General features: G+C 54.3%; 14 protein-coding genes. 4 read left to right on the top strand and 10 right to left on the bottom strand.

Features of this window, described 5'->3' with window-relative positions:
• The first annotated feature begins 49 nt into the window (after window positions 1–49).
• Entirely contained in the window at window positions 50–907 is an 858-nt protein-coding gene (locus tag MW898_RS05405) for an SMP-30/gluconolactonase/LRE family protein (RefSeq protein WP_248905286.1), read from the top strand.
• 84 nt (window positions 908–991) lie between these two features.
• Window positions 992–2,926: a glycoside hydrolase family 15 protein gene (locus MW898_RS05400; protein ID WP_248905284.1), complete on the top strand. Its 1,935-nt coding sequence runs from the start codon at window positions 992–994 to the stop codon at window positions 2,924–2,926.
• A 15-nt stretch (window positions 2,927–2,941) separates the two neighbouring features.
• On the opposite strand, the gene MW898_RS05395 is transcribed toward MW898_RS05400, so the two are convergent.
• Entirely contained in the window at window positions 2,942–3,955 is a 1,014-nt protein-coding gene (locus MW898_RS05395; protein WP_248905282.1) for an NADP-dependent phosphogluconate dehydrogenase, read from the bottom strand.
• Window positions 3,956–4,175: 220 nt separating this feature from the next.
• Between MW898_RS05395 and MW898_RS05390 the strand changes: the two genes are divergently transcribed.
• Window positions 4,176–5,399: an NAD(P)/FAD-dependent oxidoreductase gene (locus tag MW898_RS05390; protein WP_248905280.1), complete on the top strand. Its 1,224-nt coding sequence runs from the start codon at window positions 4,176–4,178 to the stop codon at window positions 5,397–5,399.
• A gap of 334 nt (window positions 5,400–5,733) precedes the next feature.
• Here MW898_RS05390 and MW898_RS05385 read toward each other — a convergent pair whose 3' ends face one another.
• Window positions 5,734–6,141, bottom strand: a complete 408-nt coding sequence (locus MW898_RS05385; protein ID WP_248905277.1) for a hypothetical protein — start codon at window positions 6,139–6,141, stop codon at window positions 5,734–5,736.
• A gap of 372 nt (window positions 6,142–6,513) precedes the next feature.
• Here MW898_RS05385 and MW898_RS05380 point away from each other — a divergent pair, with 372 nt between their 5' ends.
• Window positions 6,514–7,293, top strand: coding sequence for an NAD-dependent epimerase/dehydratase family protein (locus MW898_RS05380; protein WP_248905275.1), 780 nt, complete (start codon window positions 6,514–6,516; stop codon window positions 7,291–7,293).
• Window positions 7,294–7,490: 197 nt separating this feature from the next.
• On the opposite strand, the gene MW898_RS05375 is transcribed toward MW898_RS05380, so the two are convergent.
• The 8 genes from MW898_RS05375 to MW898_RS05340 all read right to left on the bottom strand — a co-directional run bounded on the left by MW898_RS05375 (window position 7,491) and on the right by MW898_RS05340 (window position 15,307).
• Window positions 7,491–7,970, bottom strand: a complete 480-nt coding sequence (locus tag MW898_RS05375; protein WP_248905273.1) for a YybH family protein — start codon at window positions 7,968–7,970, stop codon at window positions 7,491–7,493.
• A gap of 275 nt (window positions 7,971–8,245) precedes the next feature.
• Window positions 8,246–9,010 carry a LamB/YcsF family protein gene (locus tag MW898_RS05370; protein WP_248905271.1) on the bottom strand — a complete coding sequence of 255 codons (765 nt, stop codon included), beginning with the start codon at window positions 9,008–9,010 and terminating at the stop codon, window positions 8,246–8,248.
• Window positions 9,011–9,090: 80 nt separating this feature from the next.
• Window positions 9,091–9,948 (bottom strand): FAD binding domain-containing protein, encoded by an 858-nt coding sequence (locus MW898_RS05365; RefSeq protein ID WP_248905269.1) that lies wholly within the window; start codon window positions 9,946–9,948, stop codon window positions 9,091–9,093.
• Complete coding sequence (locus MW898_RS05360) at window positions 9,948–12,329, bottom strand: xanthine dehydrogenase family protein molybdopterin-binding subunit (RefSeq protein ID WP_248905266.1); 2,382 nt, start codon at window positions 12,327–12,329, stop codon at window positions 9,948–9,950. Before MW898_RS05360 ends, MW898_RS05365 begins: the two co-directional genes overlap by 1 nt.
• Window positions 12,329–12,805 carry a (2Fe-2S)-binding protein gene (locus MW898_RS05355; protein ID WP_248905265.1) on the bottom strand — a complete coding sequence of 159 codons (477 nt, stop codon included), beginning with the start codon at window positions 12,803–12,805 and terminating at the stop codon, window positions 12,329–12,331. The genes MW898_RS05360 and MW898_RS05355 overlap by 1 nt, the downstream gene beginning before the upstream one ends.
• 285 nt (window positions 12,806–13,090) lie before the next feature.
• Window positions 13,091–13,339 (bottom strand): acetyl-CoA carboxylase, encoded by a 249-nt coding sequence (locus MW898_RS05350; RefSeq protein ID WP_248905263.1) that lies wholly within the window; start codon window positions 13,337–13,339, stop codon window positions 13,091–13,093.
• A 100-nt stretch (window positions 13,340–13,439) separates the two neighbouring features.
• Window positions 13,440–14,405 (bottom strand): 5-oxoprolinase subunit C family protein, encoded by a 966-nt coding sequence (locus tag MW898_RS05345; protein WP_248905260.1) that lies wholly within the window; start codon window positions 14,403–14,405, stop codon window positions 13,440–13,442.
• Entirely contained in the window at window positions 14,402–15,307 is a 906-nt protein-coding gene (locus tag MW898_RS05340; protein WP_248905258.1) for a 5-oxoprolinase subunit B family protein, read from the bottom strand. Before MW898_RS05340 ends, MW898_RS05345 begins: the two co-directional genes overlap by 4 nt.
• Between the last annotated feature and the right edge of the window lie 100 nt (window positions 15,308–15,407).

The raw sequence follows: 15,407 nt of genomic DNA, 5'->3' as shown, positions 1-15,407 counted from the left end.
CCACGCTATCGACAAAAGTTTGATTGTCGAGACCGGCGTACATTAGCTAATGGACCCAGAAGTAGTCGCAAATACTCGTTGTCGAACGGGCGAAGGGCCTCTCTGGCATCCTGATCAGAACGTCGTTTACTGGGTCGACATCCCTCGGGGACGACTCTTCAGCTACGATCCGGAAACGGGAGAACACGAACTGCGCTATGAGGATTCCGTCATCAGTGCAACGACGATACAAGCGGACGGGAGCCTCCTCCTCTTCATGGATCGCGGTCAGATCATCCAGTGGGACGACGGCTCAACGACGCCGATCGTTGAGGAAATCCCAGAGGAGCGCGACTCCCGGTTCAACGACGTTATTGCGAGTCCCGCAGGTCGCGTCTTCTGTGGCACGATGCCGACGGACGATCGACTCGGTCGTCTCTACCGACTCGATCGTGACGGATCGATCGTCGAACTCGATGACGGGTACGACATCCCAAACGGAATGGGGTTCACGCCCGATCGAACGAAACTCTATCTCACTGAATCGAATGCACGGCGCATCTACTGCTTTGACTACGATACGTCGACTGGCGAGTTGTCCAACCGCCGCATCGTTGTCGAGACGCCGGCAGACGATGGTGTTCCCGATGGTATGACCGTCGATGCGGATGGGAATCTCTGGTCTGCGCGTTGGAACGGCCATCGCGTCGTACAGTACGCGCCAGACGGAACAGAGATCGGACGGATCGAACTCCCAGTCGATAAAGTATCCTGTCCGACATTCGTTGGCCCGGACTACACAGACCTCTACGTAACGACCGCCGGTGGGAACGATCGTGACACGGAGGGTGAAAGCGCAGGCGCGCTCTTTCACCTGTCATCGGCAGGATCGGGTGTCGCGGAATTTCGATCCAGAATCACGACGTGACCGACGAAGTCTTTTTGCGATTTCCCGTCGAACGTTGGGTGAGGTTCGGCTCGGTACACATCCGAGGCTCTGGGGAGGGACACAATGGATTATAAGCCAATCGAACACTACGGATTCATCGGTAATCTCGAAACGTGTGCACTCGTCGGACGTGACGGTGCCATCGACTGGTACTGCGTTCCGCACGTGGAGTCTCCGAGTGTGTTTGCTAAAATTCTTGACAGCGATCGTGGCGGTCATTGGACGATTCAACCGACAGAATCGTTCGAATCGGACCAGCAGTACGTAGATAAAACGAACGTGCTACAAACCGTCTTCAAAACACAGGATCAACAGGCGACAGTCACGGACTTCATGCCCGTCGCTGAACACGAGTACGAACACGACGTTTCACACCGAACGCTTTTTCGTCGGATACGTGCGGATGAGGGTCCAGTAGATTTGAACGTTACATTCGCTCCGGCGTTCGATTACGCCGATTCGACACCGGAATTTCAATCGATTGAGTCGGGCGCTATCGCAACAAGCGACGATACACGACTCGTCCTTGAAGGACTTCCGTCGTGGGAACCAGCAGACGCCAATCACAGTGACAGTGACCGCGACAGTGATGATGAGAGTACAGATGCTGGCAACGATAGCGATACTGATGCTGGTGACAGCGTGGTTACCACCCTTTCGTTGGACGATGGTGAAACGCGATGGCTCACGCTGAAACACGACGATTCAGATTTGACGGACGCACCCAAAGCGATACTGGATGAAACGATCGCATTCTGGCAGGACTGGGTTCACGACGAACCAGATACGTCCGACTGTGACTTTGGAGGAGCGTGGCACGATCTCGTTGTTCGATCCGAGCTCGCACTGAAGCTGCTCACACACCACGACAGCGGTGCGATTGCTGCTGCACCAACAGCCTCCCTTCCTGAATCGATTGGCGGGAGTCGCAACTGGGACTACCGCTACAACTGGATCCGTGATGCCGCGTTCACGATACAGGCGCTCTACAAACTCGGTCACAAAGAGGAAGTCGAGGACTATCTACACTGGGTGATTGAGCGCTGTCACGGAGCAACGCCGAGTAAGATGCAGCCGTTGTATGGTCTCCATGGGCGGGCAGACCTCAGTGAACGCAATCTCCCTCTCGATGGCTACAAACACTCACAGCCCGTTCGAGTCGGGAATGCAGCGAAAGATCAGCTACAGTTCGACACCTACGGTGAACTGGTCGATGCGATCTACGAGACGTCACGATACGGGAAGGATCTCCCACCCGAAGACTGGCCGTATCTCCGTGATATCGTGAATTTCGTCTGCAAAACGTGGACGCAAAAAGACAGCGGTATCTGGGAAGTTCGAAGCGATCCGAGTCATTTTGTCTATTCGAAGGTGATGTGCTGGGTCGCAATTGATCGCGGTCTGAAGCTCGTTGATGATGCCGGGTTCGATGGACCGACAGATCACTGGAAAGAACAGCGAGACGCAATCAAGCAACGGGTGCTCGATGACGGTTACAACGAGGAGAAAAAGACCTTCGTCCGCTCGTTCGACGATCAGTCATCGCTGGACGCATCGAATCTCTTGATACCGATAACAGGATTTCTCCCGTTTGATGATCCACGGGTCCAAGGAACCATCGATGCGACGCTCGATCAACTCGTCACGACCGATGGACTCGTCAAGCGGTACGATGGGGACGATGGACTCTCGGGAGATGAAGGCTCGTTCCTTCTCTGTTCGTTCTGGCTCATCGACGCACTCGCGCTGTCTGGTCGTATCGATCACGCCGAATCGATGTTCAAAAGCGTTCTCGAGTACGCCAGTCCACAGGGACTCTTCGCCGAAGAAGTCGACAACAAGACCGGCTCCCAGCTCGGCAACTTTCCGCAGGCATTCAGTCACATCGGACTCATCAACAGCGCACTCTACATCACACGAACGAAGGGCGTCGTCCATCCCGGTCCGGAGCCACGTGGTATCGGCGTCTCCCATATCCCAGATGCAAACGATAGCTGAGGGACATAGGCTCTCTCAAAGCGGATTCTCCTCGTACGGTGATCGCTCAATCTCGATACGTGATTTATCCTCAACCATTCCTTTTTCTCGCTCTGCTGCGATGGCTTCCGACTCTCCGAAGGGGTGGTAGCCGAAACCGTGACGCATCATCGCAATTGCTTGGTACGCGTGTTTCTGGTTTCCGCGGGACTTGAACAGTTCCTGAACGGCCTGCGAGATAACGGGGATGGGTGTCTCACTCTTGATTGCCTCCTCGACCAACCAGTTCACCTCGCCGGTGTCTTCAATGTAATTTGGAACGTCTTCGAAGTCAGGTGCGTCTTCGAACTGATCCTCGTGACGGAATCCTTTCGCCATCAGTTCCACGAGCCAACTTCGAATAACGGAGCCGTGTGACCAGTTGGTAAGGATTTCTTCCATGTCCAGATCAAAACTGCTCGCTTCGAGCAGTTCGATGCCTTCTCCGATTGCCTGAAGCATCCCGAATTCAACGCCGTTGTGAACGAGCTTCACAAAATGGCCAGTACCCGGCCCGCCCGTGTATACCAGCCCTTGGTCGACCGAGAGTGTATCGAGGATCGGCTCGACAATGTCGAATCCGTCCTGACGGCCACCGACCATGAAGCATGCTGCTGTTCTGGCACCCGGTGGCCCACCACTCGTTCCCGTGTCGAGATAGTAGATTCCGTCGTCCCAAACCTGCTGCTCTCGTCGCATCGAATCCCGCCAAAACGAGTTCCCACCGTCCATTATGACGTCTCCGTCATCGAGGTGTGGAAGGAGATTGTTCAATTCGTCGTCGATCAGTGGCCCCGCTGGGAGTGATAGATAAATCACTCGGGGTTGTGATAGCTCTTCAGCAAAGGTCTCGTATGCGTCCGCATCGAGCACAGTTGCACCCATCTCTTCGATATCGGGCTTCGCTGTCGTATCCATCCCGACGATACGAATATCTTTTTCGAGCGCTTGGCGCGCAAGATTTCCACCGATGTGACCGAGTCCAATTATTCCAAGCTCTTGTGTTGACATTCTTGTTTCCCCACTCCAAAAACGAACGAATCACAGCTTAGCAACTCGTCGTTCGTTGGAGTAGCTTCAACAACGTTATCTATTTACATAACTCCATCGTCGCTTCGATACTTGACTGGATCAAGTACGTACCTTGATTCGGGTTGTGAATGTAGTCGCTCAAATGTTCATTTGGCGTGCAGGGAATACTCCTTTGTGCTCTTCCGACGTGTGTGATAACATGGCACATCAAATTGTTGTGCTCGGAGCTGGCTATGGGGGAGCAGCATCCATCAAAGCGATCGAATCAGAACTGGATGACGGTGACGATGTGGATCTGACGTGGATATCTGAGCACGATTACCACCTCCTTCTTCACGAAGTCCATCGCTGCATCCGAACACCAGCGGCTCGTGAGCATATTGTCATCCCTATCGACGAGATAACGCCACCAGAGACGACCTTCATCGAAGGAACAGTAGATGCCGTCGATGTCGACGAGCGCGTTGTCGAACTCGACGATGAAACAATCGAGTACGATGACCTGATTATCTGCCTTGGAAGCGAAACGGCGTACTACGGCATTGACGGGCTCGAAGAGCACGGGTTGACTGTGAAGTCGCTCGATGATGCTCTTTCGATCCACGAAGAGATTAAATGGACATCTATCGAGGCATCGAACGACGATCCCGCGAAGATCATCGTTGGTGGCGGAGGACTCACGGGAATCGAAGTCGCAGGAGAGATCGCGGCGTTTGGGAACAGCCACAGCAGTGCGTCTCTCACCGTTTCGATCCTCCAGCGATCTGCTGAGCTCTTTCCCGGTCACGACCACGAGCTTCAGGGTGCAATCCGGAACCACTTGGAACAGAGTGGTGTCGACATCGAAACCGAGGCTGCCATCTCTGCGGTCGATGATTCGACAGTTCAAATCGAGGAGCGTGATCCGATCGACTACGACGTGTTCGTTTGGGCTGGTGGTATCACTGGTCCACCCGCTCTCGACGACGCTGCTCTCGATAAAGACCACGACAGAGTGTATACGGATTCGGCACTCGAAACGAGTGCTGATAACGTATTCGCAGTTGGGGATGCTGCTCTCATGGATCAGGACGAGGAACGAGGACCAGTGGGTGAAGAGCTCATTTGGCGGTCGATCGCTCGCCGATCACCGGCGACGAACGCCGCACCGCCAACATCTCAAGCCGCCTGGGAAGCAGGGGACGTGTTGGGTCGTAACGTCGTTCGATCAATGAACGGGCAAGAACCAATCGATTGGGAGTATGTGAACAAAGGAACAGTCGTTTCTATCGGCGATCGTGCCGTTGCACACGGCATCATGGGCGTCCCGATCAACACCTTTAGCGGTCATCCCGCTCGCTTCCTGAAAAAGGCGATCAGTGCCCGTTGGATCAGCGATATTTCAACGTGGCAACGTGCGGCTCGCGCCTGGCCATACATGTGATGGTCCTCACCACTCGGAGTACATTCCATGCATCGATCTCTGACATGCCGAATTTCGAATTGGAGAGCGGTAAGTACCACCGTGAACGATTCGATTGCTTTGAAAGTAACATCTCTCGAACATAGACATCCGTGACACACCAACGCAATCCATTACAAGCGTATGCTTGTAATTTACAGCAACACGCTTATGCCATTACAAAACAGCTCGGCTTCTCGATGAGATGCCGATCGAGCCGTTCAACGAGCAGACAGACAGCTCGTCAGTAGTCAATGGAGAAGGGCCAACACTGAACACGAAAGCAGATCTACGAGAGACTCACTACGTTTACCAATCACTCGAGACCTTCCTCTACGAGGAGGAGAATATTATAGGTGAAAGTGGCTTGGAATCCGATAAGAAGAAAAGTCGGAAGGGTTGGTATCGTAAGCGCAACTGCAGCAACGACGACGATGTGGCTCACGAGGAGATTCCCAAACGATGCAAATATGTGAATCATAGACATGGCGATCAGCCGAGGGCGTTTTTCCTTGTCAACGTCGCTGAACAACGCGTCAAATGCGATGAATGCGAGAATGGCAAACGCGACGAGGGCACCGCCAACATACGAGAGGATATGGAGAATACCGGGCGTTCCATAGTGATGAAACAGGATCACCCCACTGCCCCAAATGGTGAGTGTATAGCCGTATGCTTTCGATTCAGCAATCAGATTTTGACCGAGTCGCTTTCGTGGATTCATGGGCTTTGAGACTGGTATCGGCTGGAGCAGTTCGGTGGACTGTCAACGGGAATTGCGATCGGCATTCGATTAGGGATCAACGCGATTTGCTACTCAGTTACGATTGATACTTGACCCAGACAGTGATCTAGAAGGGAGAGCATCGACATAGGTTTGTGGTAGAATGATTTCAATAAATAAACAGCATTACTGTGACATCCAACAGGGTGAGCACGCTGACTTCTCGAGCAGCAGTATCTCCGAAATTGAGCGTCGTTCTTCACCAACCAAACCCCACTGTGTTAGATGAATGTCGGTCCTGTATTGATAATGTGTCCCACTCTGCCGAAATCATTAATGATCTTTTATGTATGTCCTCGTCGATGATTACGTATGGTTCACATTGGAATCACGGGTGCCGCTGGTAACGTCGGAAAAGAACTTTCAACTGCGTTCGACAACGAGGATTTGACGCTGTTCACTCACCGTGATCACGATGATATGGACAGTACCGTTTTCGATGTCATGGATCGAGACGCATTCGTCGATGCGATTTCCGATATCGATGTACTGATCCATCTTGCAGCAAACCCATCACCGTACGCGGAGTGGGACGATCTGTACGAGGTGAATATCAACGGCGTATACAATGCGTACTACGCGGCTGTGAGAAACAATCTCGACCGTGTCGTGTACGCTAGTTCGAATCATGCGGTGAACGGGATGGAGACTGTTGATCCGACAGAACCAGAAACGCTGGCATCAGACGCCCCGGTGATCGACCACGACGACCCACCGCATCCAGATTCGTGCTACGGGATTACGAAAGTTGCAGGGGAGGCGATCGGTAACTACTACGCCCGACGATACGATATCGAGGCCGTCAACGTTCGGATCGGATGGTTGATGTCAGAGGAAAAACTCCACGAGACACAACAGTCGGAGAATCCCTTCCCAAAGGCGAATGCCCGCTTTGCACGTGCGATGTGGCTGAGTCTCCGGGACTGTCGAGCAGCCATGTTTGCTGCCGCTACGGCACCGATCCCGCAGAACCCACTCACCGTCCATGCCATCTCTCAAAACGACGAACGGTGCCTTGCGCTGACGCACACGCTCCGATCACTTGAATACGAACCCCAAGACAACGCAGCCGAAGCCCTCAAAGATCGTTGAGAAACCCACAGACACGTAAAACAAATACTTTTCGTACAGTCATTCGCCCTGAAATGAGCGCGTCGAATTCGAATTATCGACTGAAAATAAGAAAACAACTGACTCTGTAACGTCTGTAGTCGCACACACGTACGTCGACGTCATCGATGTGCACGCTGTCAACACCTGCTGATACTGGACGAGAGAGCAGTGTGCGTTCAGCCCGGGTCACCTCTCCCGTCTTCCGGACTCCTGTCGACCACATTGGTGTTTTGCATAGCACAGATCCACCACTCATCATCCGTCTCGATCATCACAGAAGTGCCGTGATTGGTGAATGTCCGCTCTGGGGTTGTCGTGGTCTGGCGTGTATGCACGACAGCAATATCCTCATTCGGGAACATAATTATGGGGATCGAATAGTTTGTATGCCAGTTATTAGCAGGGCTCTCTAACCGCGCCGTGTGGTAGGCGTAGATCTCCTCCCATCCTCGCACCACGGTTCCATCGGGAACGACCACAACCGCATCGGCGGTGAACAGGCGATCGAGCATCGTAGGGTCGTTCTGATTGAATCCGGTTTCGAGCGTTACGAAGCGCTCCTCAATCTGGGTTACGGCCTGCTCATTTGTTGGGGACTGCTGAGCCGTCGGGCGATCGAGTAGCTTTCGGCTCTGATCAGTTGGCTCGTTACTCATTCTATCTCGCTCTAATGGGGCAGTGCGCCTTCACCGAGGAGGCCGAGCGTTCGACTGTCGAGTACAGCCAGTGCGCTTTTGTTCTCTTCGACGGATTGCCGCATAGGTTGCATAGCATCACGCTCGTCTACGAGCGTACGGTCTATAACACCTCATCTGAATATATTCACTTCGACGAGAGGAGCGATTCGAACGTCTGAATCGGTCTCTCGTTAATCATCGACGAACAAGAATGTGGCAGTTCTCGTTCTATGACAGCAAACAGGTATAGACGTTCAGGCAACCAGTTCGTCGAGACGAGTTAGTTCGATGTTTTCGCTCTCGATACGCTCGTGGATCGTTTCGAGGACTTCGACAGCGTTCGACGCATCACCATGGATACAGATGCTATCGGCAGGAACGTCGATCATTGTTCCGTCGGTCGCTTCGACTTCACCACGCGTTGCGATGCTGACGAACCTATCAGCTACTAGTTCGGGATCAGGTGCTGCTTTCTCTTTCTCGACGATTAAGGTGCGATCAGACCGATAATCGAGATCGACGTATCCCTCGAACACCGCGTCCAAAGCGTCGTACTCCTGTGCGATCTCGTAGATGTTCATATCTGTTGCCAGATAGATAAGGTCGGGGTTGACCTCAAGGACGGCCTCCATGACGGCCCGAGCGTGAGCTTCGCTCGTTGAGAGCATCGAGTACATCGCCCCGTGTGGCTTGACGTGCTGAACGTCAACCGACATCCACTCGGCGAACCCCATGAGTGCACCCAGTTGATACACGACGTAATCGCGTACCTCTTCCGGCGTAGCATCCATTGTCCGTCGTCCAAAGCCCATCATATCTGGCAATCCAGGATGAATGCCGATACCAACATCGTACTCCGTAGCGAGCGCGACTGTCTCGCGCATCACGTGTGGGTCACCGGCGTGCAAGCCCCCCGCCACGTTGGCAGAGGTGATAAAGGGCATCACTGCATCGTCTCTCCCCATTGAGTAGTTGCCGAAGCTCTCACCCATGTCACAGTTGATGTCTATTGCTACCATATGATATGGTTCGCAGCGGTTGTCTTGTATCTTGTGAGGCTGCTAATCGTTTGTTGTCTAATTCCAGATCAACGCTCGGTCTAATCCAGCACAGTCCGAAGCGCTCTCTCGGTATAGACCGAGAGCAGATGGCTGCAGTACGCAGGTGATGCTCGCATATCTGAACGGAAATCGGTTTCATCAAAGGATTCCGCTGCTCGATCTGCTGCGGTAGCAACCGTCTCCTCGTCAATTGTCGTATCGTTGAGTTCGTCTTCGACAGAGTGGAGGCGAGTGGGATGGGAAAGAGAACCGGTTGCCGCGATCCGGGCGTTTTCGATCGAATCGCTGTCGGTTTGCAGCCACACCGCAACGCCTACTAGGGGATAGCCGGAGACAGGGTTACGTCGCTTGAGATACGTGCTTGTAGTGTTTTCATCTATCGGAATTCGGAGTTCGGTTACGATCTCGTGGTCGCTGATGGCGGTTTCAAAGTGACCTTCGAAGAGATCGTCAGCGTTGATCAACCGTTCTCCGTCCGGTCCGTGAACAGAGAGTGAACCACCGAGTGCGAGCACGGCAGCAGGGTGATCGGTCCGAGCATCACCATGAGCGAGATTACCGCCAATAGTCCCCCCATTTCGCACTTGCACATCACCCACCTCGCTGGCAGCATCCGAAAGCGCCGGCGCGTCCTCTCGAATCATCTCGGATGCGCTAATCTCGGCATGAGTGGCGAGTGCACCGATGGAGAGTTCTCCGTCAGCCCGCTCAATGAGTGAGAGCTCGTCCAGAGCGTTGATATCCACGAGTACTGGTGGTTCCTCCTCGCCAGTACGCATTCGAGGGAGCAATCCGTGCGAACCTGCGATGAGTTCGGCTCCATCGTGGTTGGTCAACAACTCGATCGCCTCGTCAGTGCTCTCAGCGCAGTAGTATTCGAAATCGTTCGTGTACATTACTCCTCCTCCATTGCCCGCCAGACTGTTTCCGGCGTCACAGGCATGTCGAGATGATCGACATCGAACGGTTCGAGCGCGTCTGTGACAGCTGCGACGACGGCCGGCGCTGCCGCGATAGTCGCTGACTCGCCGACGCCTTTCACGCCAATCGGATTGTGAGGACTGGGTGTGACCGTGGAGTCCGTCTCAAAGTCAGGGAGATACGTCGCGTGTGGGACGGCGTACTCGTCCATTCGGCGAGTTTGGAGATGACCATCTTCGTCGTAGGCAGCCCCCTCGTACAGCGCCGCGCCGATCCCCTGTGCGATACCACCATGAACCTGCCCTTCAACGATCGTTGGATTGATAATTTCACCACAATCGTCGACAGCAACGTATCGCTCGATGGTGATTGCACCCGTTTCGGGATCGATCTCGACGACAGCAACGTGCGTCCCGAACGGGTAGGTGAAATTCTCCGGATCGTAGAAGTTCGTCGCTTCAAGTCCGGGATCCATCTCTTCGGGCAGATCGTGCCCGAGATACGCCTCGTGGGCGATCGCCTGAATGTGAAGCGACCGGTCAGATGCGCCAGCGACGTAAAATTCTCCGTCTTCGAACTCGATATCGTCGACACTCGCCTCAAGTTGGTGGGCAGCAATCCGGCGGGCTTTCTCGCGCACGTCGCGGGCACCACGAGCGATGGAACCGCCACCAACCGAGGCGCTCCGGCTCCCATACGTCCCCATTCCCTGTGGAATCCGGTCGGTGTCACCTTCTACAACCTCGACGTCGTCCACCGAAATCCCGAGTTCCTCGGCAGCAATTTGTGCGTACGTCGTGCGATGACCTTGTCCTTGATCAGCTGTCCCAGCGAGAACGGTTACGCTGCCTGTCGAGTCGAAACGGACGATGGAACTCTCCCATCCGCCTGCCTGTGCACCAAGCTGCCCTGCAAGTCCCGATGGGGATAGCCCGGCCGACTCGATGAAATTGGCAACGCCAATACCGAGATATCGGCCCTCTTCTCGAAGCGTCTGCTGCTGCTCACGAAGAGTTTCATAATCGACGTGCTCGAGGGCCGTCTCCATTGCACGCTCGTATTCGCCACTATCATAAACGAGGGCTGCAGCACTCTCGTAAGGGAATTCGTCGGCTGGTATGAGGTTCTTCCGTCGAATTTCGGTGGGATCCATTCCGAGTTCACGCGCTGCTACATCCATGAGCCGTTCGATGACATAGATCCCCTCTGCACGACCAGCCCCACGGTAGGCGTCGACAGGCGTTGTGGTGGTAAACGCGCCGATGACGCGACAGTGAATCGCTGGGATCGTGTATTGACCGGAGAGGACGGTCGCATACAGATACGATGGCGTTGCGGTACCGAACTGTGAAAGGTGTGCACCGAGTCCGGCGTGAGTTTCGACACGGACACCCTGTATCGTCCCATCGTTATCGATGGCGATTTCGGCGTCCGTGACGTGATCGCGGCCGTGACAATCGGTCAGGTACCCCTCGGAACGGCTCGCTCGCCACTTGACTGGTCGTCCGAGTTGCATCGAACACCAGGCGGTGATAGCCTCGTCTGGGTAGTGATAGATCTTACTGCCGAAGCCGCCGCCAACTTCGGGCGCAATAACCCGAATGTTGTTTTCCGGAATGCCGAGTGTGCCCGCCGAAAGCAACATTCGGTGAAGATGTGGATTTTGACTCGTCATCCAGAGGCGCAGTTTCTGGGTCGAATCGTTCCAGTCGGCAACGGCCGCCCGCGGTTCTATCGCGTTCGGAATCAGACGGGGCTGGCGAAGAGTCACCGATGCTGTGCGATCGGCGGCAGAGAACGACTCATTGACCGCGTCTGCGTCCCCGAGTTCGAAGTCGAATGCAATGTTGTCATCGCTTTCTTCGTGAATCTGTGGTATGTCACGCTCGACAGCCGTAACCGGGTCAGTAACAGCTTCGAGTTCTTCGTACTCGACGTGAATCCTTTTGCGGGCCTCGTGGGCCGCCTGCGGTGTTTCGGCAACGACTGCGGCGACACCATCTCCTTCGTGACGAACCTTGTCGATAGCAAGCATACGGTACTGTGGTTGAACGAGACCGGGGAGATCCCAAGCCGTCGGGATGGTGTTTGGAACGCCGCTTGCCTCGACATCGTCACCGGTGTACACCGCTACCACATCCGCCTTCGACTCGGCCTCGCTCGTGTCTATATCGACGATTCGCGCGTGAGCGTGATCTGAGCGTTTGATCGCAAGGTATGTCATTCCGGGAAGAGAGATATCGTCCGTGTAGGTTCCCTCACCCAGCAGCAGCGGGAGGTCCTCGTCCCGTTTGATGCCAGCACCGAATACCCCCTCGACGTCTGGCTCCTCGCGCTCTGATTCTGCCCCACTCATTAGCGTTCACCCAGTCGATTGGCCGTGTCTTCGATTGCGTCGACGATGTTGTGATAGCCGGTGCACCGACAGAGATTCCCTTCGATCGCTTCACGTATCTCCTCGCGCGATGGAGCCTCTGCGTCCTGTAGGAACGTATCCGCTGTCATGAGCATTCCCGGTGTGCAAAAGCCACACTGGAGACTGTGGTGCTCCTGAAAACACTCTTGAAGCGGTGTAAGGTCGCCGTGTTCTCCAAGTCCCTCGACTGTCTCGACCTCCGCACCATCGACCTGAACGGCAAAGCGCAGACAGGACTTGATCGCATCTCCATCTAACCGAACGGTACACGCACCGCACCGTGCAGTATCACACCCGACGTTCGCGCCAGTGTACCCGAGTTCCTCTCGGAGTGCCGTGACAAGTAATGTCCGCGGCTCGACGGTCAGTTCGTGCTCGGTTCCATTTACGATCAGCGATATATCATTTTCAGCCATCGATTGGACCTCCAGCAGCGGATGAGGTGTCGATAGGTACAACGGTCAGTTTCATCATGAACTATTCCTATATTCTCCCAACATCGTACCTCAATAAAAAGATTGTCCCCAACTATATCAATTTAGTATGGAAAATCTGTATTCCATTCACTGACTTCTTTATTTACGGCTGCTTTTGACAGTGTGTGAATTTTCGTTCATTGACGCACATCTGGTGCGTTGTAGATTACGTCGGTTGTGCTTCGCTATGACTTGGGGTGCCGAGCGTCGTTGACGATAGGTGATTCAGCCGTCTATAGTTAGCTCAATGACGTCTTGTCCGGCCTCGACCTCCGCCTCGTTTTCGATTAGGATATCCGCCACGACGCCATCGCTGGGAACAGTAATGTCGTGAAAATTCTTCATTACTCCGATGAGTGCAACCGTGTCGCCTTCGCTCACTTCGTCTCCGACTTCGACAAGTGCAGGCTCATCCGGGGCCGTGCGTCGGTAAAACACACCGGGCATCGGGGCTGCTACGTATTCCGTCGCCATGCCATGCATGAGGTTGTCTTGCTACTTACCAGTATCGACCCACTTCTGAAAATGATACACATATACCATTAACCATTCCAAATCAATCGTCGCTGGAACACTACGCGAGTGAATTCTGGATTGCGTCCAGATCTTCTTGGCGTGTCTGGCGGGCTTCGAGAGCTTCCTCGACGGTTACTGGATCAAAGCGTACAGTTTCGTGTGTCCGTCGCTGTGCAAGCAAATCTCGGTCTGCGCTGATCACAGTCCCGACGGTGGCATAGCCCCCACCAGTCACGGCGTCGCACATCAGAATGATTGGTTTTTGAGGGAGTTGTATCGAACCGATCGGATATCCGACATCGACGACGTTCGAAGGGTTAGTTCCCGCACCGAAGGGTTGTTCACGCTCGACAAATTCGAGTTCAGGACCGTCCAAACGGTATCCGATCCGATCGGCTTCGGGAGTTACCGTCCAGCCAACCTCACAGAGCTCGTCTCTGCTTTCGTCCGTAAGCCGGTAGTCACAGAGTCCAATCACAATTCTCAGCCCATTATCTTCGAAGTCATGGAGGTTCTCTTCGGGAGCGCTATTGCCGACGATGTCATTGTGGTTCGCTCCGTTTTGACCAATAGCTAGTTCGTCTCCGGCTTCCAGTGTTCGTCCCTCGTAGCCACCGATGCCAACCAGCGTATACGTCGACCGGCTTCCCATCACTTTCGGCACATCGATACCGCCGCTCACTGCGAGATAGGTGCGCGAACCGTCAGACGTGAACTCTGTTTCGAGTTTCTGTCCCGCCTCGACACGCACCGCCTCGTGCATCGGGACAGCGCCACCGTCGAGTTCGGCAGGCATGGGTGCACCTGCGAGAGCAATGACACAGTCCGCGCCGAACCGCAAATCTGCCCCAACATAGGTCATTTCGAGCGTCGCAGCATCGGATTCGTTACCGACGAGCGCGTTTGCCACCGTGTGAGAGAACTGATCCATCGCTCCCGAAGGAGGCATTCCGATATGGTAGTGGCCGAACCGACCGAGATCTTGGACGGTTGTTGAGACGCCACCATCAATGACATCAATCATGCCGAGAGCACCTCCGTCAGCTCCTCGTTGTACTCGTGTGGTGCGATGAAAAACTCCTCTGGGGTGAATTCGACCCGCTCGCTCGTGAACTCGTACGTGCCGTCCTCGACTTCTTCGCGGATTGCGTTGTACTCTTCGCGGTCGATGGATCGATAGTTCAGAATGTCACCGGGATTCGGAAACACCATCGAATCGTGGAAGTCGGGAAGTTGTTGGTCCACATCGAGCACTTCGACTGGAGTCCGACCGTACAGCTGATAGCCACCAGCTCCCTTCACCGGATAGACGACGGAAAACGCACCGCCAAAGCCCACCGCTCGGCTCGGTGTGTCGGTCCGCGGCTGAAGGTACTTTGGGACCTCTAGCTGCTCGTTTCTCGGCACCATCTGAAAACACCACGGCAATCCGGGAACGAATCCGACCATCGTGACCATGTGTGGAGCGCCGACGAAGGCGTCGATGAACCCCTCAACAGTGTCGAAGCCGTTGATGTGAGCTGAGTACTCAAGATCAGTCCCGTCGGGATCCTGATGATGATCTCGAAAGCGCATGAGCGTCTCGTGTGTCCACGGATCCTGAAACAGCACGGGAATAGTAACGATGCGTGTCTCCCACGAGAACTCCGAAATGTCGGTTTCGGCAGCGATTTCTTTTAACTCCTCGACCATTGACTCGGGAGAGATACTATCGGGATCGAATCGCACCATGTACGAGGCGTTCGCTGGACAGATTTCGGTAACGCCTGCAATGTCGCGGTCGCTGATCTGCTGTGTGATTGCCATCGCCTGAAAGTTTGCGTCGAAACTCATCGCCTCGTCGAGTTCGACGAACACGTGATCGTCACCGCCGAACTCGTATCGTGGCTCTGGTAGTTCCGTCCGCTCTATTCGCGCCTCAGTCATTAGTCTAATCTATAGCAGAAAACATCATGTGATATATTAACAGTGACGGTGGCACACACTCCCATCGACGGGAGATGCTAAGACGTGTTGTCGCAACTTG

The organism is Halocatena marina, assembly GCF_023276375.1.
Lineage (GTDB): Archaea > Halobacteriota > Halobacteria > Halobacteriales > Haloarculaceae > Halocatena > Halocatena marina.
This window is presented reverse-complemented; position numbering and strand designations above follow the sequence as displayed.

Coding starts and splice junctions, on each gene's coding strand:
- MW898_RS05340 (WP_248905258.1), bottom strand. CDS start 15,307: ATGACTGAGGCGCGAATAGAGCGGACGGAACTACCAGAGCCACGATAC.
- MW898_RS05355 (WP_248905265.1), bottom strand. CDS start 12,805: ATGGCTGAAAATGATATATCGCTGATCGTAAATGGAACCGAGCACGAA.
- MW898_RS05375 (WP_248905273.1), bottom strand. CDS start 7,970: ATGAGTAACGAGCCAACTGATCAGAGCCGAAAGCTACTCGATCGCCCG.
- MW898_RS05380 (WP_248905275.1), top strand. CDS start 6,514: ATGGTTCACATTGGAATCACGGGTGCCGCTGGTAACGTCGGAAAAGAA.
- MW898_RS05405 (WP_248905286.1), top strand. CDS start 50: ATGGACCCAGAAGTAGTCGCAAATACTCGTTGTCGAACGGGCGAAGGG.
- MW898_RS05400 (WP_248905284.1), top strand. CDS start 992: ATGGATTATAAGCCAATCGAACACTACGGATTCATCGGTAATCTCGAA.
- MW898_RS05365 (WP_248905269.1), bottom strand. CDS start 9,948: ATGTACACGAACGATTTCGAATACTACTGCGCTGAGAGCACTGACGAG.
- MW898_RS05370 (WP_248905271.1), bottom strand. CDS start 9,010: ATGGTAGCAATAGACATCAACTGTGACATGGGTGAGAGCTTCGGCAAC.
- MW898_RS05390 (WP_248905280.1), top strand. CDS start 4,176: ATGGCACATCAAATTGTTGTGCTCGGAGCTGGCTATGGGGGAGCAGCA.
- MW898_RS05385 (WP_248905277.1), bottom strand. CDS start 6,141: ATGAATCCACGAAAGCGACTCGGTCAAAATCTGATTGCTGAATCGAAA.
- MW898_RS05360 (WP_248905266.1), bottom strand. CDS start 12,329: ATGAGTGGGGCAGAATCAGAGCGCGAGGAGCCAGACGTCGAGGGGGTA.
- MW898_RS05345 (WP_248905260.1), bottom strand. CDS start 14,405: ATGATTGATGTCATTGATGGTGGCGTCTCAACAACCGTCCAAGATCTC.
- MW898_RS05350 (WP_248905263.1), bottom strand. CDS start 13,339: ATGGCGACGGAATACGTAGCAGCCCCGATGCCCGGTGTGTTTTACCGA.
- MW898_RS05395 (WP_248905282.1), bottom strand. CDS start 3,955: ATGTCAACACAAGAGCTTGGAATAATTGGACTCGGTCACATCGGTGGA.